Below are 24,291 nucleotides of genomic sequence, written 5' to 3' on the forward strand. Positions count from 1 at the left end.
ATTTCCTACCTTTCAAGAAAAAATCGTTTGAGGCGCCGAATAAACATTCCCTCGTTTTTAGCCGTTATCCTATTGTCTTGAGGAATAAGAATATTCACCATTTCTATTAGTGATACACTTGCTTTAGATGTTGGGTTTTGAAGCAAAAAAGGCATTTGGCGATTGACCGCTTTCTGGACAGCTTGATCGTTTGGCACAATACCTAATAGAGAAATAGATATGTTCAAAAACTGCTGAACAGCTCGGTTAAATCGTTCATACGTCTCATTTCCTTCTTTGTCAGAAAGCGTTTTGTTAATAATAAGACGAACCGGTGCTGATACAGAATAGGAAGCTGCTAGCTTAATAGCAGCGTAAGCATCTGTGATAGATGTAGGTTCGGGTGTTGTGACCACGATCATTTCATCTACAGCTTTTAAAAACTTAAGCACACTCTCTGACATGCCCGCTCCCATATCAAAAATCATGTAATCGTATTGATTTGTCAAAGAACTCAATTCTTGTATTAAATGAGCAAGGTCCGATGGAGACCATTCAAATACAGAGGAAATTCCCGTTCCACCAGCCACATAAGCTAAATCTTCAGGACCTTTTTTAATAATTTGCTGGATGGAAAGCTTTTTTTCTAGCAAATCAACCATCGTATAGGAAGCAGTTTGTCCAATCAAAATATCAATATTTCCCATCCCTATATCCATGTCAAAAAGAAGAACTCTTTGCTTTTGCTTCGTTAGCGCAAGAGATAAGTTTAATGATAGATTCGACTTTCCAACTCCTCCTTTTCCGCTTAACACGGCTATAGTTTTACAATTCCTTAAAGAGTTTTGATGTTTCTTTAACACTTTTTCTCTTAAAACTGCTGCTTGATCATTCATCTTTCCAATCTCCAAACACATCGTCGATAAACTCTTCTATTTTAAATGACGAAACATCTTCTGGTACATCCTGCCCGTTTGTTGTAAAAGCAGCTCGTTGGCCGTAACGATACAACATATTTAAAAGCGAGCCTTTGTGAGTTGTTTCATCTCGCTTCGTAAAAATCAGTTGATCAACAGGGAGACTAGTAAAACGTTCATATATAGCTTTCATATCTGATGCTTTTGACGTTAGTGCTAGAACAAGAAACGTTTGCAAATCTTCTTGAAACGTAATAATTTTCTTTAAATCATTTACATATTGCGGTTCTAAAAAGTTACGGCCTGCTGTGTCAATAAAAATCACATCGTATGCTTTTGTTTCCAGCAAAGCTTTTTTAAAATCTTCTCCGTTATAGCAAATCGTTAAAGGCGCATTTAAGATCGAAGCGTACGTCTTGAGCTGCTCAATCGCTGAAATTCTATAGGTGTCCGTTGTGATAAATGCTATTTTTTGATTTTGTTCTAGGACACACTTTGCAGCCAATTTAGCAAGAGTGGTTGTTTTACCGACACCTGTTGGCCCTACTACACTTACATATTTTTTGAAAGGACCGCTCCATTCACTTGCTTTAAACTGATTGGTAAACCAGTTTTTCGTCCACTTCATGAGTTGGTTTGAGTTAGGGCGATGTAAGTAGTAGTACTCTAGCATAGGAGCCTCCAAGTTTTCTAAAATAGCTTCGTCTATTTCTTGCAAACGCAAATAAGCAAGCACATCTTCCACTACTTTTGGATATGAACCTGAAGAAACCTTTGGCATTTGACTCATTTGTGAGACAAGAGTATTTAACTCACTGAGCTGCTGCTTCATAAAAGATTGATTATCTTCCATACTGTGTTCTGGCGGCGCTGAGTTCTTCTTTACGCTCAGCTTTTCTACGGGATCGACAGCTGCCAATACTTCTATTTTCGCCTTAGTAAATAAGCCAAGAAAACCTCCTGTTCGAATTTGTTTCGAATGTAAAATAACCGCTTCCTCACCTAAATCTGAACGAATGGCTTTCATAGCTTGCGGCATAGATTCTACTACATATTTTTTTACTTTCATCAGATATCCACCACTCCAACACTTTGAACTTCAACATTTGCTTCTAACTCGTTATATGATAAAACCGCCATATGAGGAAAATACCGCTCAGTGATTTGACGCACGTACATCCTCACTGCAGGAGAACATAACACAATTGGAGACTGTTCTTGAAAAGAAAGTGTTTCTATTTGCTTAGCTATACTTTCCACAATAGCTTGTGAAACGTTAGGGTCTAGTGATAAATAGTTCCCATGCTCCGTTTGTTGAACAGCTTCCGCCATCGTTTTTTCAACTTTTCCTGAAAGGGTAAGAACTCGAAGCAGACCTTCTTGGACCGTATATTGACTGGTAATTTGCCTTGCAAGTCCTTGCCTGACATATTCAGTTAACAAATCGGTGTCTGACGTCATTTTTCCGTAGTCGGCCAGCACCTCAAAAATAATGGGTAAATTTCGAATTGAGACGCTCTCTTTTAAAAGTTTTGCCAGTACCCTTTGAATGTCTCCAACGGAAAGCGGATTAGGCGTTACTTCCTCAATTAAAATAGGATACGTTTCTTTTGTGTGATCAATTAGTTGCTTTGTCTCCTGCCTTCCAATCAGCTCATGCGCATACGATTTTATAACTTCTGTTATGTGCGTAGACACAACCGACGGTGGGTCCACAACGGTATACCCAAACATCTCAGCCTGCTCCTTCACCGACTCGCTAATCCATTTCGCAGGCATTTTAAAAGCTGGTTCTAACGTATCAATTCCTTCAATCAACTCATCATCCATTCCGGGACTGATTGCTAAGTAGTGATCGAGCAGCAGCTCCCCTTTCGCCACTTCATTGCCCTTTATTTTAAGACAGTATTCGTTGGGCTGAAGCTGAATGTTATCTCTTATACGAACAACTGGAATGACTAATCCTAGCTCAAGTGCCAGCTGGCGCCTAATCATAACAATTCGATCGAGTAAATCGCCTCCTTGATTCGTATCAGCAAGCGGAATTAATGCATACCCAAATTCAAATTCAATCGGATCAACGCTTAATAGATTGACAACACTCTCTGGACTTTTCATTTCATTGTCTTCTAGCTCTTCTTCAGTAGGGGCCATTTCTTCACGAACCGCCTGATTTTTAGCCTGAGACAAATAATAGCCTCCCACACCTAATAAAATAGCAATAGGCATTGTAATGACATCATTAATTGGCGTGATTAAACCAAGAGCGGCAATTGTTCCTCCAGTTACATAAAGCATAATGGGAAAAGCAAACAGCTGCCGTGTAATATCTTCGCTCAAATTGCCTGTTGAAGCAGCTCTCGTGACGATAATTCCCGTCGCTGTTGAAATCATGAGGGCTGGAATTTGACTCACTAATCCATCGCCTACTGTTAACAAAGTAAACGTTTGGGATGCTTCAGTGATGGACATTCCCATTTGCAGCATGCCGATAATAATTCCAAACAAGATGTTAATAAGGGTAATGACAATCCCTGCAATGGCATCACCTTTGACGAATTTACTAGCTCCATCCATTGCTCCGTAAAAATCTGCTTCGCGCTGAATTTTTTCACGGCGGTCAATTGCTTGTTTTTCTGAAATCATACCTGCATTTAAATCTGCATCAATGCTCATTTGTTTCCCTGGCATCGCATCCAAGGTAAAACGTGCGGCTACTTCAGAAACACGCTCCGCTCCTTTTGTAATAACGAGAAACTGAATGATAATTAAAATAATAAAGACAACAAACCCCACTAACGGATTTCCACCAATCACGAAGTGGCCAAATGTTTCCACTACTCCGCCTGCTTCTCCTGTTCCTAAAATTGAACGGGTTGTCGATACGTTCAAACCTAATCGAAACAGCGTAAGAACCAGCAGCAAAGACGGAAACACCGATAGCTCTAAAGGTTCTTTCATATTCATGGAAACGAGCAGTACAAGCAGCGCAAGAGAAATGTTAATCATGATTAAAATACTTAATAACCATGAAGGCAACGGAATAACAAGCATAACGATAATGAGTACAACACCTATAACAACTGGCAGTTCTCTTGCAGACATTAATTTTTCTCTCCTTACAATAGCGTAACGTTACATTTTATTTTGAATGCGGTATACGTAGGCTAATATTTCAGCCACCGCTTTAAAAAACTCTTCTGGAACCGCATCCCCTACTTTGGTTTGATCAAAAAGCGCTCTTGCCAGCGGGCGGTTCTCTACCATGATAATTTCATGACTTTTGGCAATTCCTTTGATCTTTTGAGCAATAAAATCTACGCCGCTGGCTACAACATAGGGAGCATCCATTTTTTCTTCATCATATTTTAAAGCAATGGCATAATGAGTAGGGTTTGTAATGACGACATCTGCTTTTGGAACTTCTTGCATCATGCGAGACATTGCCATTTCACGCTGCTTTTGCTTTATTTTTGATTTGATTAGAGGATCTCCTTCAATGTTTTTATGCTCATCTTTGATATCTTGCTTTGACATTCGAATATTTTTCTCGAAATCAAACTTTTGGTACAAATAATCAAGCAGCGATAAAAATAAAAGCATAAGCGAAGCTGCAAGTCCCATTTGAAAAACAAGCTTAGACAGAACAACCAGCGAGTCCCCTATACTTTTTTGAGATAAATTTAATACATCTTCTATGTGAATCCATAAGATAAAAAACGTGACGGCTCCGATACACATAATTTTCAGCGTTGACTTGATTAGTTCTACCAGCGCTCTCATGGCAAAAATTCGTTTGGCTCCACTAATAGGGTTAATCTTTTCTAACTTAGGCTGAAGGGACTCCGTGGAAAAAAGAATGCCAACCTGCATATAATTCGCTCCGAGCGCAGCAACAAAAGCTGCGAGCATGACAGGACCCGCTGCAAGAGCAATTGAAGGAAGAAGATGCTTAAACATCGCAAATACGCGCTCTGCCGTCACTTCCTCAAGCATATACGTTTGAAAAGCTTCTCTTAACAGCTTCATCATTTGCTGTAAAAATTGTTTGGCTCCAAACAAAAAATAAAGAAAAACCATTAAAAGAATGAGCGCAGTGGTAACGTCTTGACTTTTAGCTACCTGTCCTTTTTTTCGAGAGTCCTGCTTTTTTTTAGGTGTAGCTTTTTCCGTTTTTTCTCCTGCAAAAAATTGCAAATCAACTTTTACTAAAAACAAAGCTACACCCCTCCTAATATGCGGATCATCGCGCGCATCGCTTCTATCATTTGTTCAAATATGATTTGCATCATATAAAACATGCTCCCCATCACTACAATTAGTAAAATAAAAGCAACGATGATTTTCACCGGAAATCCAACTACGAAAATATTTAACTGCGGAACCGTTCTCGCGATGATGCCAAGCGCGATATCGACTAAAAATAATGAACCAACCAAAGGCAAAGACATTTGAACGGCTACTAAAAACATCGATGAAAAAACAGTTATGATGTGTGTAGCAAATGCTTGGCTTCCCACAGGGAAAGCTACTTTGTCTAACGGAATAATTAAATAACTATTATAAATGCCGTCTATTAATAAATGATGCCCATTGGTCGATAATAAAAATAGAAGAGCAAATACATATAAATATTGACCTAGTATCGGACTTTGCGCCCCTGTCTGCGGGTCTATTACACTGGCAATGGCAAACCCAATTTGAAAATCGATGAGACCTCCGGCGATTTGAATAGCCATAATAAATACATACGCAGTCAAACCAATAAACAACCCAACAGCACATTCTTTTACTACTAAAAGTACAAACTGTGCATCTAACGAAACGACGGGTAAATCAATCGTTGTCGCAATAATAACGGATAGCGAGGCAGATAAACCTACCTTATGAACTGCGGGAATCGTTTTGTATGAAAATAGCGGAACAGTGATAAAAAAAGACGTTACCCGCACTAGTACTAGTAAAAACGCGGGATAGGATAAGATCAACTGACTCATAGCTATCCTACGTACCGATACAGATTTGAAAAAATTTCATATGTAAATGAAATCATTTTTGATAACATCCACGGACCAAAAAATACAATCCCTACTAAGACCGCTACAATCTTAGGAACAAAAGCAAGAGTTTGCTCTTGAATTTGGGTAGTTGCTTGAAAAATACTAATAATGAGCCCAACTACAAGGGCCAGCAGTAATAGAGGACCAGATACAATTAAAATTGTATACACGCCTTTTTCTGCTAACGAAATGACAAATTCTCCATTCATTGTCTATCACCTATTGAAAACTTATTAATAATGATTTAACAACTAAATTCCAGCCGTCAACCAGTACAAATAGTAAAATTTTAAACGGGAGCGAAATCATAACGGGAGGAAGCATCATCATTCCCATAGACATCAGCACGCTTGCTATAATCATATCGATAATGAGAAAAGGAATAAAAATCATAAATCCAATTTGAAATGCCGTCTTTAGCTCACTGATCGCATAAGCTGGAACGAGCGCAGTTAAGGGAATATCTTGAACAGAGGATGGTTTATCTATATCCGCATATTCTAAAAAAAGAGCTAAATCTTTTTGTCTTGTATGAGCACTCATAAATTCTTTCATTGGTTCAGCTGCTTTTTTATAGGCTTGATTCAACGTGATTTTTTCTTTTAAAAGCGGCTGAAGCGCCTGTTCATTTACCTGAGAAAAAGTTGGCGCCATAATAAAAAATGTTAAAAACAGCGATAAACCAACTAATACTTGATTAGGAGGCATTTGCTGTGTCCCAAGCGACGTACGTACAAATGAAAGCACAATGACAATTCGTGTAAAGCAGGTCATCATGATTAAAATTCCAGGAGCTACTGAAAACACCGTCAGCAGCAACAAAAGCTGGACAGAAGTTGAAATATTTGTAGGACTGCTCGAGTTAAAGAGATTCATCACTTCATTCATCGTTCTTTTTGTTCCTTTCTAACTCTTTCAGTGCGTTTTGTCTTTTTATTTTCATTTCATTCATTTCTCGCTGAAAAAGCTGCTGAAAAGAATGACTAGATTTCTCTTCTTTTTTAGAAGTGAATTTTTCTAAAAAAGACGGTAGTACGACTTTATATTCGCCCTCGTTTTTCTGTTGTTCCTCATACTGCGTAAGCAGCTGCTGTTTCTCTTGCCCTGTAATTTCTGAAAGAAGCTGCACATTTTCACCGACTCCAATAACAAAAAGCTGATTTCCAACTTTGACTACTTGTACAGACTTGCTGCTTCCAACATTTGTACCACCCAAGTTTTGTACGACTTTATTTTTTTGTAGCAGCCTTCCTTTTTTATTTACAAATTTTAAGAGCGCAAAAAGCAGCCCAATTACAAGTAAAAACGCGAATATCATCTTCACGATATCTCCAGCTGAAAGCGCAGGCGTCGCCTGGAGTTCAGTTTTTTCTTTTGAATCAGTACTCTCACTCTCTGAACACTTCTCCGTTTTCTCCAAACATTCTTTTACCGATGCAGATCCACTTTCTGCATAGACGATTTGATTTGATCCTGCTAATACGCTTATTAACAGCGCAACAATTACGAACTTTCGCAGCAATGTCTGCCACCTCTTACTTCAACATAGTGTAAGATTAGCGGGAAAGCCCCGCCAATCTGTTGTTTATCCAATTGCTTTTGAAATTGCCTCTACTACACGATCTGCTTGAAACGGCTTAACGATAAAGTCTTTTGCCCCTGCTTGAATGGCATCAATCACCATTGCCTGCTGTCCCATCGCTGAACACATGATCACCTTAGCATCACTTTTTATGTTTTTAATTTCTTTTAAGGCCGCAATTCCATCCATTTCAGGCATCGTAATATCCATTGTGACAAGATCTGGTGTATGCTCTTTAAATAACTCTACAGCCTGATGGCCGTCTGCCGCTTCCGCTACTACTTCATATCCATTTTTCGTTAAAATATCTTTGATCATCATGCGCATAAATGCAGCATCATCTACAATTAAAATTCGGTTTCCCATCTCTACTCCTCCTAAAAATCATTACTTTAGTTTGTTAATACGGTCTCTTTGACTAATAATATCAGTTACGCGAACGCCAAAATTCTCGTCAATGACGACCACTTCACCTTTTGCAATTAATTTGCTATTAATCAAGATATCTACCGGTTCTCCTGCTAGTTTATCAAGTTCAATGATTGCACCAGAAGATAAGGCTAAAATCTCTTGAACCGTTCGCTTAGTCCTTCCAAGCTCCACGGTAACTTGAAGCGGGATATCAAGCAGCATGTCTAAATTTCGTGAATCCCCCTGAGGAGAAGGCACGTGCTCGAACTCTGAAAACGATGCGGGCTGAACATCAACTGGTACATGAACAGGTGCTGCCTGCTGTGTTTCTTCATGCTGTATGTATTCAGCTGCCGGCGGTTCTGTTTGCTTTTCGTTAAGGTCTGATTCTTTTTCAATAGAAGCTGCCGTACCTTCTGCGCTTGGACCTAAAAGCTCTTCCACCAAACTTTTAGCAAAAGATATCGATAAAAGCTGCATAATATTCGAATCGATTAATGTGCCTACCTTCAAATTAAAAGAGACTTTTACAAAGACGTCATCTTGTGGAATCAGCTCTGTGCCTTCCCCTTTTTGAATATTTAAAATATCTAAGCTCGGCGGAGAGATATCAATTTTCTTTTGAAATACCGTAGACATAGACGTCGCTGCAGAACCCATCATTTGATTCATCGCTTCCTGCACTGCACTCAGCTTAATTTCATCCATGATTTCCGTCGGATTCTCTCCCGTTCCACCAAGCATCAAATCTGAAATAACAGCTGCATCTTCATGTTTAATAACTAACAAATTCGTACCAGAAAAGCCTTCTGTGTACTGAACTTGCACAGCGACATGAGGATTTGGAAATTCATCCGTCAGCTCTTCTTTATACACGAGCGATACAAACGGCGTGGTAATATCGACTTTTTGATTCAATAAAGCCGATAGCGCTGTTGCTGAACTTCCAAACGAAATGTTTCCAATTTCGCCAAGCGCGTCTTTTTCCATTTCCGTAAAGTAATCGTCTACTTGACTTGACTTATTCGGCTCTGAAAACTCGTCAAGTGAAGAAGTTCCTTTTAACAACGCATCAATTTCATCTTGCGAAAGCATGTCATCGTTCATTCCTTTCGTTCCTCCTCTTAACATCATCTAGAATTTGCACAGCGACTTTCCGACTGACTTTTCCAGGCTGTGCAATAAATTTAGGTTGTTCTCCGACGTAAATAGTTAACGGATTATGAACGCTTGTTTGCAGTCGAATAACATCTCCCGCATCTAATGCTAGGAAATCTTCAATGGAAATATCCGCTTTTCCTAGCTCGGCTACAACCTGCAATTCCGCATCATTAATTTGTTCCTTTAGCTGCTCAACCTCTTGTGCGTTAGGTTCTTTTTTCGAAGATTGCATCCAGTAATGAACGGACAGTTTGGACACAATCGGCTCAAGCGTCACGTGCGGAATACATAGATTGATCATGCCCGTTTCATCTCCAATTTGTACGTTTAATGAAATGACGATGACAATTTCATTTGGTGAAATCACCTGCAAAAACTGAGGATTCACTTCAAACTCTGATGTTTCAGGTTCAATTTCCGCAATAGAACTCCAAGCTTCTCTCATACTGTCTAACGTTTTCTCTAACAAGTTTCGAACCAAGCTCGTTTCAATCTCCGTTAAGTTACTAATTTTCCCACCGCTCTCGCCTTGTCCCCCGAGCAAGCGGTCAAGCATCGCATAGGCAATGTTCGGATTGACTTCCATAATGATATGCCCTTCTAAAGGAGGGACGGCTATCACGTTTAAGATGGTTACTTTCGGAACAGAGCGAATGAACTCCTCATACGGAATTTGATCCACTGATACAACGGACACTTGTACAACGTTACGAAGCTGCGCCGAAAAGACGTTGATGAGCATGCGCGCATAATTTTCATGAATTCGCGTCAAACTGCGAATCTGATCTTTCGAAAAACGCAGGGCGCGTTTAAAATCATATGTACGAATACGCTGTTTTTTATTTTCCTTTTTTAGCTCATCCGCATCCATCTCTCCGGTTGATAACGCGGATAATAGGGCATCAATTTCATTTTGTGATAATACATCCCCAGCCACTAGCTTCCCTCCCTTTTTCTTTACTGCAACACTTTAGACGTTGTATAAATTTTAACAACATGTCCGTTTTCCATTAATTGATCAATTTGCTTTGCAATATCTGTTTCTAACGTACTGAGCCCTTGCGTTCCTTCAAAATCTTGAGCACTCATATCGGAGAGCCGTTTGATAATAATGTCTCTTACTTGAAAGTCTCTTTTTTGAAGCTCTGCTGCCGCTTTTTTACTATCCATTTGAATTTTAAAGGAGATGCTGATGTAGTTATTGCTTTTTAAATTGGTTTTGATATCCGTTACATCCACAGAAGCTTTAATCACATCGTCGATAGATGGACCTTTTTCGGTACTTGCCTGCTCCGTATACTTTAACGTCACAATAACCGCAATGCTTCCTATTAAAGTAAGAGAAAGCAGGATAATAATCATCTTACTAATTAGCTTATTTTTGAACACACTTTATTCCTCCGTCGTTTGCTGCAACCCTAATACGTTAATTAGCTGATAATAACTCGTCACTTTCTCATTCACTTCTTCAACTGAATCCTTTACCACTAGCTTTTTGTTATTTGTTAGCGTAATAGTTGTATCTGGAAATGCCTCAACCTGCTCGATGTAAAGAGCATTTAACGTAAATGTTTTGCCGTTTAGCCTCGTTAAAGTGATCATAATCAACCGGAGTAATACCTACTCCTTCCTCCCGCCTATCGTTTTAGATTCACTAATTCTTGCAGTATTTCATCGGATGTTGTGATAATTCTTGTATTCGCTTGAAATCCGCGCTGTGCAACAATCATGTCCGTGAATTCCTCCGATAAATCAACGTTGGACATTTCAAGGGCGCTTGAAATTAAAGTTCCTGTACCGCTGTTTCCAGGAGTAATGTTTGCAGGAGTTGTAACCAGCCCAGCATTTGGAGTATTAGCGAACAAATTTCCTCCTGCTTTTTGAAGCCCTTCATTATTAGCGAACTTTGCAAGCTTGATAGTCTGAGGATTCGGAAGCATAGTTCCGTTTAGACCAACAATATTAACAGTTCCATTTGCTCCAATGCTGTAGCTTTTAGCTGTAGTTGGATCAATCCTAATTTTTCCATTAGTAGCCTGTACAAATAATCCATCACCTGTCACTAGATAACCATCTTTATCTAAATAGAAGTTCCCCGCTCTTGTGTAATAGTCTGATGTTCCATCATTTACAACAAAATAGCCGTCTCCAGAAATAGCTAAATCTAGAGGGCGTCCTGTTGACTGAATGCTTCCTGCCGTTTGAACTGTATCAATTGTGCCAATTTGTGAACCTAATCCCACTTGTTTAGCGTTAACACCTCCACGGTTCCCAGCCGGCCCTGTTGCTCCTGCTACTTGCTGACTTACTAAATCTTGAAACGTTGTACGTCCTTTTTTATAGCCGTACGTATTAACATTGGCAATGTTATTTCCTAGGACATCTAATTTAGTTTGAAAATTTTTCATGCCGCTGATTCCTGAATACATCGAACGTAACATAAAATCACTCCTTAAATTTGGTTGGTTAACTGCTTACTTCTAAGATATCGTTTAGCGAAAGTACCGTATGATTTTCATCGTTGATCCTAAACGATACCTCATTGTTTTTGACGGATGCTGTCGAAATGACTCCTTGCTTTTTATTTCCTTCTTCATCTAACCATGCAGCGGTTTTACCAATTAATTCGCTCCCTTTTAAAATAGGAGAAGCCTGAGACTGCGTTAAAAACGTATTGAGCGATGTGCTCATATTTGTCATTTGTTCAAGGGATGAAAACTGAGCCATTTGAGCAATAAAGTCTTTGTCTTCCATTGGATTCATTGGATCTTGATTTTGAAGCTGAGCAATCAAAAGCTTCAAAAAGTCATCTTTGCCAAGCGAGCTGTTTCCCGTTTGCTTCACTTGTGTTTCCCTATTACTTAGATACAAGTCAGACGTAATTTCATTTGTCATTGTTATCACCTATACGTTGTAGTTAATAAGCGCTGCTTCAAAAGAAGACAAAAATGAAGCCCCTTCTTCCAAGTGTTGTGAATCTTGATCTTCCTCTTCGTTTCTAAACAGCTCTTTTTCCTGTCTTTCTTTTTGCTGATCGTTTTCATTGTTATACGACATCGCTTGTTCTGACAGCAGCACATCGATTTTATCAATTGATACTTGCTGAGACGCGAGACCGTGCCGCAAAGTTGAAAGGTTGGAGTCTAATAACTCTTTTGTTTTTGCTGACGATACAACAATTCGCGCAAACGTTTCACTGTCTTTCTGAAGCATTTCAATTGAAATCGCACCTAGCTGTTTGGGAAATAACTTAATGAGAAGCTTGGATGTTCCCTCTTCGGTACTAAACGAAGCTTTACTCCATATTTTTTGCAGCTCGTTTACCAAATTGCTAGACTGCTGATAGTCTGATTTTGCTTGCCCTAGATAAATAGAGAACTGCTGAAGCTTAGGCATTTCTCCACTTCCAAAGGATGATGCCTGATTCTCTACTGGCGCCCCGGTTGTGTGTGTACCTGCCGGACTTTCGCTATTTTCCAAAAAGCTATTGGTATCTATACTTCCGCTGGGTACAACCACATCTTTTTTCCATGGAAGCTGATTAAAAAACGGTACTTTTTCTTCTTTAGGAAAAGCAGTCATATTTTTCACAGAACTTTCTGAAGCTGTATGAACAGCGTCCATATCCACTTGATCAACCGATACATGCTGAGACCCGAGAGCTTGCCGTAAACTGAAAAGGTTGGCATTTAACAGCTCTTTTGTTTTTGCCGACGTTACCACAACCTGCGCAATCGTTTCATCGTCTTGTTGAAGCACTTCAATTGATATTGTCCCTAGCTGCTTTGGAAATAGCTGAATGGAAAGCTTGGATGCCCCCTCTTCAGATCCAACTGAAGCTTTACTCCATATTTTTTGCAGCTCGTTTACCAAATTGCTAGACTGCTGATAGTCTGATTTTGCTTGGCTTAAATCAATAGAAAACTGCGGCTCTTTTTCTTCTTTACCAAAAGCGTTCACCTCTGTTACAGAACTTTCTGGAGCTGTATGAACAGCGTCCGCATCCACTTGATCAACCGATACGTGCTGAGACGCAAGAGCTTGCCGTAAACTGAAAAGATTGGCATTTAACAGCTCTTTTGTTTTTGCCGACGTTACCACAACCTGCGCAATCGTTTCATCGTCTTGTTGAAGCACTTCAATTGATATTGTCCCTAGCTGCTTTGGAAATAGCTGAATGGAAAGCTTGGATGCTCCTTCTTCAGTACTGATCGAAGCTTTACTCCATACCTTTTGCAGCTCGTTTACCAAATTGCTAGACTGCTGATAGTCTGATTTTGCTTGGCTTAAATCAATAGAAAACTGCGGCTCTTTTTCTTCTTTACCAAAAGCATTCCTCTCTGTTACAGAACTTTCTGGAGCTGCTTGAACTCCCGCCGCATCCACTTGATCAACCGCTACGCGTTGAGACGCAAGAGCTTGTCGTAAACTGAAAAGGTTGGCATCTAACAGCTCTTTTGTTTTCGCTGACGTTACCACAACCTGCGCAATTGTTTCATTGTCTTGTTGAAGCACTTCAATTGAAATCGTCCCTAGCTGCTCTGGAAACAATTTAATGGAAAGCTTGGATGCTCCTTCTTCAGTACTGATCGAAGCTTTACTCCATATTTTTTGCAGCTCATTTACCAGATCGTCAGACTGTTGATGATCAGAGTTTGCTTGCCCTAGATCAATAGAAAACTCTTGGATCTTAAGCATTTCTCCAGCTCCAAAAGCTGATGGGTTATTTTTCAACTTCAACCCGGCTGTTTTAGCAGTGAAAGAACTTTCACTATCTATACTTGGGTTACCTAAAACCACATCTTTTTTCCATGGAAGCTGATTAAATAGCGGCCCTTTTTCTTCTTTACGAACAGCGCTCATATCTTTTAGAGAATTTTTTGAAGTTGAATGAACAACGGCGAAAAAACCAGCTGAGCGCTTTTCATGTAAGGTATCGGTTAATACACGTGGTTGTTTATGAATTTTCTCTATTTTTTCAACAGCAGCTTTCCGCAAGCCTTGAAGCTGCGAATCTGAAAGCTTCACTGACTGTAGCTGCGGTTTTTGTAGTTTTTCCATCAGCTGAGCAAACTCTGTTTGAAACGCAGACGACGTGTTTTTGCATATAGTCAACAAGCTAGAAATAGAAGACAAATATTGTTCTTGACTGTCTGTTTTAGATGAAACAGGTTCGTGCTGCATTTCTGTTAACACGTGCTGCAGCTTTAGAAGCGGCTGTTCCAAATCTAGACTACTTGGAATACTACTGATCATCTCGGCTAGATGTTCGTATAAGACAGACGGTTCATCTCCTTCATCTCCTTCATATTCTGCTTCGCTTAACTGAATCGCAATTAACCCGACCGCGTTAAAGACGTCTTGATTTATCGCTTGTTCATTCAATGATTTCTCCCGGCTCGCTAAAGGTTGCGCATTTAGCTGCTGAAGCTGCTGAACGATTTCTTCAAAAAAACCCTGAGTCTGAATAACAGCCGCTTTTTCATCGCAGTTTACCTTTGATGCAGCTGCTGGACGTAGTGAAATTTCCACTGTTTTCACCTCTGCTTTTATTCATCAATCTGATCTGTTAACAATGTCGTATAGCGTGCAGCTACTTTCGGATCCATTTTTTCTAAGATTGCCGTTCTTGTACTTGCTTTGAACTGCTTAAGCATCGCGACCGCTTTGTCTTCTTTTAATTCGGCAAAAATGAGCGCTGCATTTTTAGGAGACATGTTTTCATAGGTAGCAATGACATCTTTTTTCGCCAGCTGATTGTTCTTTTGTTTTTTCGCTTCGTCATCGGCTTTTTCTTCCATATCGCGCATTTCAATTTTGAGTTCATCCATTTGACGATCTTTTGTACTGATCGTTTTCTCATAAGCTGAAATTTGCTTTTCTTTCGTGCTCAGCTTCTTTTGAAGGCTCTCAACCTGCTTTTGTATTTCTTCATTGCTTTCTTGAATATTTTCATTTTTTTGTGACTGCTCACTTGATACAAATGGAATGGCGTGTGTAACAGCAGAAACCTTATCATTTATATTGACGCCTAAAAGTGTCAGGACAATGTAAGCTGCCAAGATGAGGAACACCGCTGGAATAAAGATTAAAAATAAAAACACCTGGCTTTTACTGTAAGATTTCCCATCTTCATAGTTTTCTTCTTCGTACTCTTCTCTTAATTCTTTTCGTTTAGCCATGTTTTTCACCTAATTTCTATGCAGCATGTACTGCTGTAAAGACAGCTCATCCATTTGCTTCGCTTCTAATTGTTTTTCCGCTGTTATATAAGAATCGTAGTCTTTCTTTTTTAATTTTTCATACTTCTTTACTTCTATATTCTTTTCTTCTAGCTTCAGTTTCTTTAAGTTCATTTGCTGTCTGGCAAACATGACCTCTTGTTGCAGCCTTTCAATCACTCGTTCGGCACTTGTTAAAAACTGCTGAAATGATGTAATTTCTAAAATAGAAAGCCCCTGCTTCATTTTGCCCGTATGCTGTTCAATCAGCGTTTCTTTTTCTTTTAACTTTTTATAAAGCTTTTCACCCGCTGTTTCAAACTGCTGTAGGGATTGATTATATTGAGATAGCAGTTCATCTTTTTCATTTGACTTAATTGCCATTATTTTAGATAACCTAAATTCATATGCCATATTTACTCACCTTTCACAAACAGTTCACAGAGCTTTGTTACACTTGTTTCAAACGATGGATGTTCGTTCGTTTTTTGCTTTAAAAATGCCTCAATGACAGGATGATAGTGGATTGCCTCATCAATGTAAGCAGAAGATCCTCTTTTGTAGGCACCTATGTTAATTAAGTCTTCAGAATTAGCGTAGGTAGCCATTAATGAACGCAGTTTTTCAGCTGCTTCTTTATGCCGTTCACTCACGATATGGTTCATCACGCGACTAACGCTTTTTAAGACATTGATGGCCGGATATTGACCTTTATTGGCAAGCTCCCTGTCTAGTACAATATGTCCGTCTATAATGCCTCGCACCGTATCCGAAATAGGTTCGTTCATATCATCACCGTCTACTAATACAGTGTAAAAAGCGGTAATAGATCCATGTTGATTAGTCCCTGTACGTTCAAGCAGCCTTGGCAAGCTAGCAAAAACAGATGGTGTATAACCTTTGGTAGTGGGAGGTTCACCTACGGCTAATCCAATTTCTCTCTGAGCCATTGCTACACGGGTAACAGAATCCATCATCATCATGACGCTCAGCCCCTCATCTCGAAAGTATTCAGCAATAGAAGTAGCTGTATATGCTGCTTTCATTCGAAGTAGAGCAGGCTGATCCGAGGTAGCAACTACTACAACGGAGCGCTTTAACCCTTCCTCTCCAAGATCTCGTTCAATAAATTCTCTAACTTCTCTTCCTCGCTCGCCTACAAGGGCAATGACATTGATATCTGCTTTTGTATTACGAGCAATCATCCCGAGCAGCGTACTTTTCCCAACACCGCTTCCTGCAAAAATACCTATGCGCTGCCCTCGGCCTACGGTTAACAAACTATCAATCGTCCGTACACCTACTTCAATAGGCTGTTCAATAGGCGGGCGCTCTAAAGGATTAGGGGGGTCTTGATCGGTTAAAACAAAAGGCAAATAATGAGAAAGTTCAGACCCATCTAAAGGGTTGCCTAACGAATCAAGCACTTGACCTATTAACTCTTTCCCCACGCTTACCTGCAGAGGTTTTTCTGTCGTTTCCACTAGGCAGCCAGGTCCGATATATCGAACAGACGTATAAGGCATTAAAACGACGTTCTCACCGTTAAAACCAACAACTTCTGCACGAATTTTATCTCCTCGTTCACTAAGATGAATAAAGCAAACATCTCCTATTGACGTTCTAGGTCCTTTAGATTCAATCATCATTCCTACTACTCGGCTGACTTTCCCGTACCGTTTAAAAGAAGATGTGCGCGGGATTTCATGAATGAGTTGTGCGACTTTCATGTTTACTCTCCTCTAACAAACGTTCTTTTAATTTTTTCTTCAATTCTGTTAACTGACTATCAAAAGAAGCAACAAGACGCCCATAAGAGGAATCGATGACACAATCCATTTCCTGAAGATTTTCATCTGCATAAATAAACAGCCCGGTTTCTCCGTTTAATAAATCGAACAGTTCTCGTTTATGTTCACATACATATGCATATTTTTTGGGAGAAACAAAAAGCTGGATTTCTTTATGTTCTCTAACTTCTTTTAAAGACCTTGCAACAAGTGATAAAAATGATTCATCTCTTTGAAGCTGCTCATTTAAAAGCGTTTCTGCTAGGGTGAAACCTAATTCAAAAATGACTTCTTCAGATTGATTTATATATTCGTAGTACTGATTCTTTGTTTCGTCAACAATGTTTCGCGACATGGCTAATACATGTTCGTACTCTTGTTTCCCTTGAAGCAGCCCTTCTTCGTACCCTTCTTCATAGCCGCGTTTTTTTTCTTGTTGAAACAGCAGCACCTTCTCTTCTTCCCACTGCTTTTTCAAACGTTCAACTTCGTTTTGAGCTTGTTTGCGGTAAGCGTCTGCCTCGGCCTTTATCATTTCAGCTTCACTATGCGCTTGTTCAATAACGTGCTTTGCATTTTCTTGCTGAAGATGTTCTTCTGTCGGCTCATCTTGTATCGGAAAACCAAATGGAATGACTTGAATGTGCTTAGCATTTTCGTCTGAAAGTTTGTTCGTATAAGTTGATTTAATGATATTAGACAATAATATCGTCTCCTCCACCTCGAGCTAGTACAATTTCACCAGCATCTTCTAAACGTCTAATTGCAGCAACGATACGTGACTGGGCTTCCTCTACATCTTTCAAACGCACAGGGCCCATAAATTCCATTTCTTCTTTAAACGTTTCCACCATACGGCTAGACATATTTTTAAAAATAATAGATTTCACTTCTTCACTTGCTACTTTTAAGCTCAACAATAAATCATCATTTTCTACATCTCGTATCACACGCTGAATAGAACGGTTATCGAGCGTTACGATATCCTCAAATACAAACATTCGCTGTTTGATTTCTTCTGCTAATGCCGGATCTTGAATTTCAAGCGTATCAATAATAATTTTTTCAGTCGCTCGGTCCACTCCATTTAATACTTCAACTACTGCTTCTAAACCACCTGTTTGGGTATAGTCTTGGGTAACGGTAGCTGAAAGCTTTCTCTCTAAAATTTGCTCCACTTCATTAATGACTTCCGGAGACGTACTTCCCATCGTTGCAATCCGCCTTGCAATATCCGCTTGCCTTTCCTGAGGCAGTGATGATAAGATTTGTCCTGCCTGCGGCGGTTCTAAGTAAGATAAAATAAGGGCAATCGTCTGAGGATGCTCATGCTGAATAAAATTTAACAGCTGCATAGGATCAGCTTTTCTGGCAAAGTCAAACGGACGAACTTGCAAAGAAGAAGTTAATCGATTGATAATCATCATAGCCTGCTCTGGTCCAAGTGCTTTTTCTAACACCTGTTTCGCATAGCTTACTCCTCCTTTTTCAAGGTAGTTTTGAGCAAGCGTTATTTGTTCAAACTCATGAAGCACAGCTTCTTTTAGGGACGGCTCTACCTTTCTCACTGAAGAAATTTCAAGCGTTAGTTGCTCAATTTCATCTTCACTGAGATGTTTATAGATAGAAGCTGATACATCCGGACCGAGAGAAATCAACAAAATTGCTGCTTTTTGCTTTCCAGTTAACTCATTTTTTTGCATAGCCTTTACCATTAGCTTTCCTCCTAATCCTCACTAATCCATGTTCGTAGCAGCTTTGCAAACTCTTCCGGGTCTTGCTTCGCTAACGTTTCAAGATTGCTTTTTGTTTGCTGTTCAGCACTTAAAACAGGGGCTTTTTGTGCCGCTTCATATGCTTCAAAAGTTTCATCATACTCTTCATCATATTCGTCTTCATCTAAGTCTTGACGCCTTTTCCTAACCAACAGCACAATAAGAACAACAATAATAAGCAGCAGTGCTCCTCCGATTATATACATCCACAATGGAATCGAACTTGCTGTGCTGTCAGCTGTTTCTTGTCCATTAAACGGCTGAACGGAAACGGTAATCTTATCGCTGACCGCGTTATCCGAGAGAGCTTTCGTATTTGCATCTTTTGAAATAGAAGTACGGACAATTGTACCTAACATTTTTTGAACGTCTGACTCAAGTGTATCGGACACTTGTGATTTCCCTTTTGCATTGGAGGGATCTATCATTACTTGAATGCCAAGGTCTTGAATTTTGTATGGACTTTCAACGATTTCTTTATGAATTCGATTCACTTCATAATTAATACGTTCTTCGTTTTTTTCGTAGTCTCCGTCTCCACTTGCTGTGCTAGATGAGTAATTTGTTGTATCTTCTTCTCCTGTTCCAGCAACGCCTCCATCTTGAGCATTTTTACCAGAAAATGTTTCATTGATTTTTTCAGCGCTAACGGCAATTCCTTGCATATTATCTTTATCAACAGGCTCTACTAGCTTTTCTTCGCGATTTTCCTGTGTAAAATCAAGATCTGCTGTAACAGAGACCATTACTTTGTCTTGACCGACCAGTCTTCCTAGCATTTGCTGTACTTGACGCTGAATATCCCGCTCAACTTCTTTTTTCGCTTCGTTCTGCGAAGCAAATGAGCTAGAAGCTGAATCCGTTTCATTTCCTTTTAAATCAAAGTACTCAAAATATTGGTTCATGATGACGATATTATCTGTAGGAAGGTTTGGCACACTTTTGGATACTAAATGATAAAGAGATTTAATTTGCTGATCATCAAATTTATAACCAGCCTTTGTATTAAGCACAATCGATGCAGAGGCTTCTCCCTGCTTTTCATTCGCCCATACACTTTCATTGGGAAGGGTAATCATCACTTTTGCATCGTTGACTCCTTGAATGTTTTTCATTAAGTTAGCCAATTCAGTTTGCATCGCATCGAGTTTTAACACATCAAATTCATTGTCTGTCATACCAAAGCTCGCATTTTTCCCAAAAAACGAATAGTCGATACTTCCGCTATCAGGAATTCCTTGTGCAGCTAAATCAACTTTTAGCGAGTCAACGCTTTGTTCAGGCACCGAAATGGTTGTTCCATTATCAGAGATTTCTGAAGGAACGCTTCTAGCATCAAGCTCTGCTTTGATTTGTCCTGTTTCTTGAGCCGATAGATTGCTATAAAGAGGGACAAATTTATCTTTGTTTAAGAAAACAGATGCTAAACTAATGACTAGAATAGCCGCAAGAGGAGCAGCGATAAGGGCTATTTTCTGTCCTTTTTTGCGGTTATTCCAAAAGACTTTCATCTTATCTCGGTAAAGAGCTATTCTTTCATTCATGGTATTCCTCCGGTTATTACTATTTTCATTTTCTTTAATAACCGCTCAATTACATTTGCATTCTCATCATTTCCTGATAGGCTTCAACAGCTTTATTGCGTATTTCAAGAGCCGTTTGCATCGTAATACTTGCTTTTTGAGCAGTAATCATTACATCTTGGAGTTCGACATTTTCTCCTTTAGCAAGCTTTTCAGTCGCTATATCCGAAGCGCGTTGAGCATTGTTTAACTCATTGATTGAGTCTTTTAAAAACGTTGAAAACTGTTGAGTTGTTTGTCCAGTGCCAGTCGAAGCGGCTGTTTTTGCTATTGCTATTTGATTGCTGATACCATTAATCATTTTATCGCTCCTTTATTTTCCAATTTCTAACGTCTTTGTTAATATATTTTTGTTTGTATTAAAGACCGTCACGTTTGCTTCATAGGATCGAGTAGCACTAATTAAATCCGTCATTTCCTTTAAAGGATCTACGTTCGGCGTCTGCACGTACCCTTGGTCATTAGCATCTGGATGCGTCGGATTATATACTAAATTAAAAGGAGTATTATCTTCTACGATATCTGTGACTTTTACACCATTGTTTTGACTTTTATTGATTTCGGAGTGTAAGAGAGACGAAAAAGAAGGCGAACGATCAGACTGCATGACAACCATTTTTCTTTTGTAAGGCTGCCACTCACCATTAACGTACGTCCCTCTTGTCGTTTCAGCATTCGCCATGTTAGATGAAACAACGTCCATCCTTAAACGATTGGCAGTTAAAGCTGAAGATGTAATATTCATATTTTGAAAAATTGTCAAACTTATTTCCCCCCTCTAATGACTGTTTGAAGAGAATTAAATTTTCCGTTTAAACGATCTACTAGCGCCTCATAGTAAATTTGATTTTCAGCCATATCCGCCATCTCTTTATCCATATCCACATTGTTTCCATTTGCTTGATAGGAAGTGTTTCCTTGCTGGGTAATCACTCGCTGGGATGAATCGGAAAATGGGATATGTTTTGAATCAGTCTGATATGCTTCTAACTCGTTATGTAATAAATCTCGAAATTCACTCGTACGCGATACTGTTTTCGATTTATAATTTGGAGTATCAACGTTTGCGATATTTTGTGCAATCGTCTGCTGCTTTTGTGACGCGTAGCTAATTCCATTTTCAATTGTTTGAAAAGTAGTTGAAAACAAACTCAATTCTTACACCTGCTTACCTATTCTATTTTTCTCAAAAATGAGACAAATTTCGACTTTAGTACCATAGAACTTATTGTAAGAAAAACTTCATGCAATGTCTATCCTTTTTTAAGAACTTTTGGACTATAAACCAAAATTTTCATTCGATTTCCAAGCATATTTTAACATCAATGCTGTACTTTAGCTCTATTTTTTTAATTTAAAATCAAAATACATACCATAAGTCCTGAACAATATGTAATAAAAGTAACGATTTGTAATCAACTAGTATCTTTTTACTATTTAAAGATTCTATAATATAATTTTTAGATTTTTATATGAAGTTTGTTAAAGATTTATAAAAATAGTGAACGAATCGTCTTAACCCAGAGCGAACCTTTTCATACTGAGAGCATATAAAAAAAGCACACGGGCTTTGCCCGTGTGCTTTTTGGTTCATAAACTTAGTTAGATTTTAATTTTTCAAGCTCTACTAAGAATTTGTTGTTAAGAACTTTAATGTAAGTTCCTTTCATTCCTAGCGAACGTGATTCAATAACGCCAGCACTTTCTAATTTACGTAGCGCATTTACGATTACTGAACGTGTAATTCCAACGCGGTCAGCAATTTTACTTGCGACTAATAGTCCTTCATTTCCATTTAACTCTTCAAAGATGTGCTCAATAGCTTCTAACTCACTGTATGATAATGAGCTAATTGCCATTTGTACAACAGCTTTGCTACGCGCTTCTTCTTCAATCTCTTCTGCTTTTTCACGAAGAATTTCCATACCTACTACCGTTGCACCGTATTCAGCAAGGATTAAATCATCGTCTTCGAACTGACGGTCTAAACGAGATAGTACAAGCGTACCTAGACGCTCTCCGCCTCCGATAATTGGAACGATTGTTGTTAGTCCTGCATCAAATAAGTCTTTATTTTCAACTGGGAAAGCTGTATATTGACTTTCAATGTTTAAATTAGAAGATGTTTCTTGAATGTTAAATAGGCTTTGAGTATATTCTTCTGGGAACTGGCGTGCTTCTAACATATCTTTCATGCGCGCATTCTCAATTTGCTGTTTAACAGCGATTCCTAATAATTTACCGCGACGACTTACTACGAATACGTTTGATTCGATCACTTCGCAAAGTGTTTCAGCCATTTCTTTAAAGTTTACTGGTTTACCAGCTGCTTTTTGTAGCATTGCATTAATCTTTCTAGTTTTCCCTAATAAATCCATTAGTACTCTTCCTCCTGCGATTTCAGTTCTATAAAATAAATTGACTCAAATCTTTGTTTTTAGCGATTTTTTCTAATTTTTCTTCCACATACTGCGGAGTAATCACAATTTTCTCTAATGTTACTTCTGGTGCTTCAAACGATAAATCCTCTAGCAAACGTTCTAAAATCGTATGAAGCCTTCTTGCACCAATATTGTCTGTATCTTGATTTACCTGATATGCAATTTCTGCAATCTTACGTATAGCATCGTCAGAAAATTCAATTTGTATACCTTCAGTTTCCAATAATGCCGCATATTGCTTTAATAACGCATTATCTGGCTCTACTAAAATGTTTATAAAATCTTCAACGGTTAGCTTCGTTAATTCAACGCGAATTGGGAATCGACCTTGCAATTCTGGAATTAAATCCGACGGTTTTGATACATGGAAAGCACCAGCTGCTACAAATAAAACATGATCAGTTTTGACTGCACCATATTTGGTAACAATCGTTGATCCTTCTACAATTGGTAAAATATCTCGCTGCACGCCTTCACGTGAAACATCAGCGGAAGATGAATTACCACTTTTTTGAGCAATTTTATCAATTTCGTCAATGAAAATAATTCCGTATTGTTCTGCACGATTCACAGCTTCTTGCGTCACTTCATCCATATCAATCAATTTTTGCGCTTCTTCATTTGTTAATACTTTTCGTGCATCTTTAACAGTAAGTTTGCGCTTTTTTTGTTTTTTAGGCATAAAATTGCTTAAGGCATCCTGCATGTTCATGCCCATTTGTTCCATACCCGAACCTTGTAACATATCAAACATAGAAGGCTGTTGCTCTTCTACTTCAATTGTGACATAATGATTTTCAAGCTCTCCTAGAGCAAGCTGATGAGCAATCTGCTTGCGCTTCGTTGCAATATTCGTTTCCTCATCTTGATCAGGATCCGCATCGCTTGACTGTGTACCGTTTGAAAAAATCATTTCAAACGGATTTTTAAACGATTGCTGCTTCTTTTTGCTTGGAACAAGAAGCTCCACTATCCGCTTGTTTGCATTTTCTTCTGCACGATCACGCACGCCGTTCATTTTTTCTTCTTTCACAAGTCGAACTGACGTTTCCACTAAATCACGAACCATTGATTCCACATCGCGTCCTACATATCCAACTTCCGTAAATTTTGTTGCCTCAACCTTAATAAAAGGTGCACCGACAAGCTTAGCTAAGCGGCGTGCAATCTCGGTTTTACCCACACCTGTAGGACCAATCATTAAAATGTTTTTCGGCACAACTTCATCACGTAAAGATTCGTCTAGCAGACCGCGGCGATAGCGATTTCGCAGCGCAACAGCGACCGCTTTCTTTGCCTTCGTTTGACCAATAATATACTGATCGAGCTTTTCTACAATTTGTCGAGGTGTTAAATGAGAATTCATAAAAA

27 protein-coding genes are annotated in these 24,291 nt (G+C 39.0%); all 27 read right to left on the minus strand.

Annotated features, from left to right (window positions below; all coding sequences use genetic code 11):
- Positions 1-5: 5 nt before the first annotated feature.
- Positions 6-875 carry a MinD/ParA family protein gene (locus LJY09_RS20605; RefSeq protein WP_028411415.1) on the minus strand — a complete coding sequence of 290 codons (870 nt, stop codon included), beginning with the start codon at positions 873-875 and terminating at the stop codon, positions 6-8.
- A complete protein-coding gene (gene flhF, locus LJY09_RS20610; RefSeq protein WP_228307417.1) occupies positions 868-1,965 on the minus strand; it encodes a flagellar biosynthesis GTPase FlhF in 1,098 nt (365 codons plus the stop codon). The genes LJY09_RS20605 and flhF overlap by 8 nt, the downstream gene beginning before the upstream one ends.
- Positions 1,965-4,001 (minus strand): flagellar biosynthesis protein FlhA, encoded by a 2,037-nt coding sequence (flhA, locus tag LJY09_RS20615; RefSeq protein ID WP_028411417.1) that lies wholly within the window; start codon positions 3,999-4,001, stop codon positions 1,965-1,967. The genes flhF and flhA overlap by 1 nt, the downstream gene beginning before the upstream one ends.
- A gap of 30 nt (positions 4,002-4,031) precedes the next feature.
- On the minus strand, positions 4,032-5,114 hold the full coding sequence (gene flhB, locus LJY09_RS20620; protein ID WP_033579789.1) for a flagellar biosynthesis protein FlhB: 1,083 nt from the start codon (positions 5,112-5,114) through the stop codon (positions 4,032-4,034).
- 2 nt (positions 5,115-5,116) lie between these two features.
- On the minus strand, positions 5,117-5,893 hold the full coding sequence (gene fliR, locus LJY09_RS20625) for a flagellar biosynthetic protein FliR (protein ID WP_047749904.1): 777 nt from the start codon (positions 5,891-5,893) through the stop codon (positions 5,117-5,119).
- Positions 5,894-5,895: 2 nt separating this feature from the next.
- Positions 5,896-6,165, minus strand: coding sequence for a flagellar biosynthesis protein FliQ (fliQ, locus tag LJY09_RS20630; protein WP_016765390.1), 270 nt, complete (start codon positions 6,163-6,165; stop codon positions 5,896-5,898).
- Between the two features lie 10 nt (positions 6,166-6,175).
- Positions 6,176-6,844 (minus strand): flagellar type III secretion system pore protein FliP, encoded by a 669-nt coding sequence (gene fliP / locus LJY09_RS20635; protein ID WP_028411420.1) that lies wholly within the window; start codon positions 6,842-6,844, stop codon positions 6,176-6,178.
- The gene (locus tag LJY09_RS20640) at positions 6,837-7,478 is read right to left on the minus strand and encodes a flagellar biosynthetic protein FliO (RefSeq protein WP_028411421.1); all 642 of its coding nucleotides are present in this window, start codon (positions 7,476-7,478) and stop codon (positions 6,837-6,839) included. Before LJY09_RS20640 ends, fliP begins: the two co-directional genes overlap by 8 nt.
- Positions 7,479-7,541: 63 nt before the next feature.
- On the minus strand, positions 7,542-7,904 hold the full coding sequence (locus LJY09_RS20645; protein WP_228307418.1) for a response regulator: 363 nt from the start codon (positions 7,902-7,904) through the stop codon (positions 7,542-7,544).
- 21 nt (positions 7,905-7,925) lie between these two features.
- Positions 7,926-9,056, minus strand: a complete 1,131-nt coding sequence (gene fliY, locus LJY09_RS20650) for a flagellar motor switch phosphatase FliY (protein WP_014458445.1) — start codon at positions 9,054-9,056, stop codon at positions 7,926-7,928.
- A complete protein-coding gene (gene fliM, locus LJY09_RS20655; protein WP_154973152.1) occupies positions 9,046-10,047 on the minus strand; it encodes a flagellar motor switch protein FliM in 1,002 nt (333 codons plus the stop codon). The genes fliY and fliM overlap by 11 nt, the downstream gene beginning before the upstream one ends.
- Before the next feature lie 20 nt (positions 10,048-10,067).
- Entirely contained in the window at positions 10,068-10,499 is a 432-nt protein-coding gene (gene fliL / locus LJY09_RS20660; protein WP_028411424.1) for a flagellar basal body-associated protein FliL, read from the minus strand.
- Between the two features lie 3 nt (positions 10,500-10,502).
- A complete protein-coding gene (locus LJY09_RS20665) occupies positions 10,503-10,712 on the minus strand; it encodes a flagellar FlbD family protein (RefSeq protein ID WP_028411425.1) in 210 nt (69 codons plus the stop codon).
- A 35-nt stretch (positions 10,713-10,747) separates the two neighbouring features.
- A complete protein-coding gene (flgG, locus tag LJY09_RS20670; RefSeq protein ID WP_028411426.1) occupies positions 10,748-11,551 on the minus strand; it encodes a flagellar basal body rod protein FlgG in 804 nt (267 codons plus the stop codon).
- 25 nt (positions 11,552-11,576) lie between these two features.
- On the minus strand, positions 11,577-12,005 hold the full coding sequence (gene flgD, locus LJY09_RS20675; RefSeq protein ID WP_154973151.1) for a flagellar hook assembly protein FlgD: 429 nt from the start codon (positions 12,003-12,005) through the stop codon (positions 11,577-11,579).
- 9 nt (positions 12,006-12,014) lie between these two features.
- Positions 12,015-14,642, minus strand: a complete 2,628-nt coding sequence (locus LJY09_RS20680) for a flagellar hook-length control protein FliK (RefSeq protein ID WP_154973150.1) — start codon at positions 14,640-14,642, stop codon at positions 12,015-12,017.
- Positions 14,643-14,659: 17 nt separating this feature from the next.
- Positions 14,660-15,292, minus strand: a complete 633-nt coding sequence (locus LJY09_RS20685) for a MotE family protein (protein ID WP_033579781.1) — start codon at positions 15,290-15,292, stop codon at positions 14,660-14,662.
- Between the two features lie 9 nt (positions 15,293-15,301).
- A complete protein-coding gene (gene fliJ / locus LJY09_RS20690; protein WP_028411429.1) occupies positions 15,302-15,745 on the minus strand; it encodes a flagellar export protein FliJ in 444 nt (147 codons plus the stop codon).
- A 2-nt stretch (positions 15,746-15,747) separates the two neighbouring features.
- Positions 15,748-17,061 (minus strand): flagellar protein export ATPase FliI, encoded by a 1,314-nt coding sequence (gene fliI / locus LJY09_RS20695; protein ID WP_154973148.1) that lies wholly within the window; start codon positions 17,059-17,061, stop codon positions 15,748-15,750.
- Positions 17,036-17,824 (minus strand): flagellar assembly protein FliH, encoded by a 789-nt coding sequence (fliH, locus tag LJY09_RS20700; protein ID WP_154973147.1) that lies wholly within the window; start codon positions 17,822-17,824, stop codon positions 17,036-17,038. Before fliH ends, fliI begins: the two co-directional genes overlap by 26 nt.
- The gene (fliG, locus tag LJY09_RS20705; RefSeq protein WP_025750326.1) at positions 17,817-18,836 is read right to left on the minus strand and encodes a flagellar motor switch protein FliG; all 1,020 of its coding nucleotides are present in this window, start codon (positions 18,834-18,836) and stop codon (positions 17,817-17,819) included. Before fliG ends, fliH begins: the two co-directional genes overlap by 8 nt.
- Positions 18,837-18,847: 11 nt before the next feature.
- A complete protein-coding gene (gene fliF / locus LJY09_RS20710; RefSeq protein WP_048019845.1) occupies positions 18,848-20,440 on the minus strand; it encodes a flagellar basal-body MS-ring/collar protein FliF in 1,593 nt (530 codons plus the stop codon).
- A gap of 49 nt (positions 20,441-20,489) precedes the next feature.
- Positions 20,490-20,780, minus strand: coding sequence for a flagellar hook-basal body complex protein FliE (gene fliE, locus LJY09_RS20715; RefSeq protein WP_028411433.1), 291 nt, complete (start codon positions 20,778-20,780; stop codon positions 20,490-20,492).
- Positions 20,781-20,792: 12 nt separating this feature from the next.
- Positions 20,793-21,242 carry a flagellar basal body rod protein FlgC gene (gene flgC / locus LJY09_RS20720; protein ID WP_155010522.1) on the minus strand — a complete coding sequence of 150 codons (450 nt, stop codon included), beginning with the start codon at positions 21,240-21,242 and terminating at the stop codon, positions 20,793-20,795.
- A 2-nt stretch (positions 21,243-21,244) separates the two neighbouring features.
- Positions 21,245-21,634: a flagellar basal body rod protein FlgB gene (gene flgB / locus LJY09_RS20725; protein ID WP_028411435.1), complete on the minus strand. Its 390-nt coding sequence runs from the start codon at positions 21,632-21,634 to the stop codon at positions 21,245-21,247.
- Between the two features lie 443 nt (positions 21,635-22,077).
- Positions 22,078-22,857, minus strand: a complete 780-nt coding sequence (codY, locus tag LJY09_RS20730; RefSeq protein WP_013058882.1) for a GTP-sensing pleiotropic transcriptional regulator CodY — start codon at positions 22,855-22,857, stop codon at positions 22,078-22,080.
- A 28-nt stretch (positions 22,858-22,885) separates the two neighbouring features.
- On the minus strand, positions 22,886-24,286 hold the full coding sequence (gene hslU, locus LJY09_RS20735) for an ATP-dependent protease ATPase subunit HslU (protein ID WP_013084801.1): 1,401 nt from the start codon (positions 24,284-24,286) through the stop codon (positions 22,886-22,888).
- Positions 24,287-24,291 lie beyond the last annotated feature (5 nt).

Source organism: Priestia sp. J2 (genome assembly GCF_020790095.1).
Classification (GTDB): domain Bacteria; phylum Bacillota; class Bacilli; order Bacillales; family Bacillaceae_H; genus Priestia; species Priestia zanthoxyli.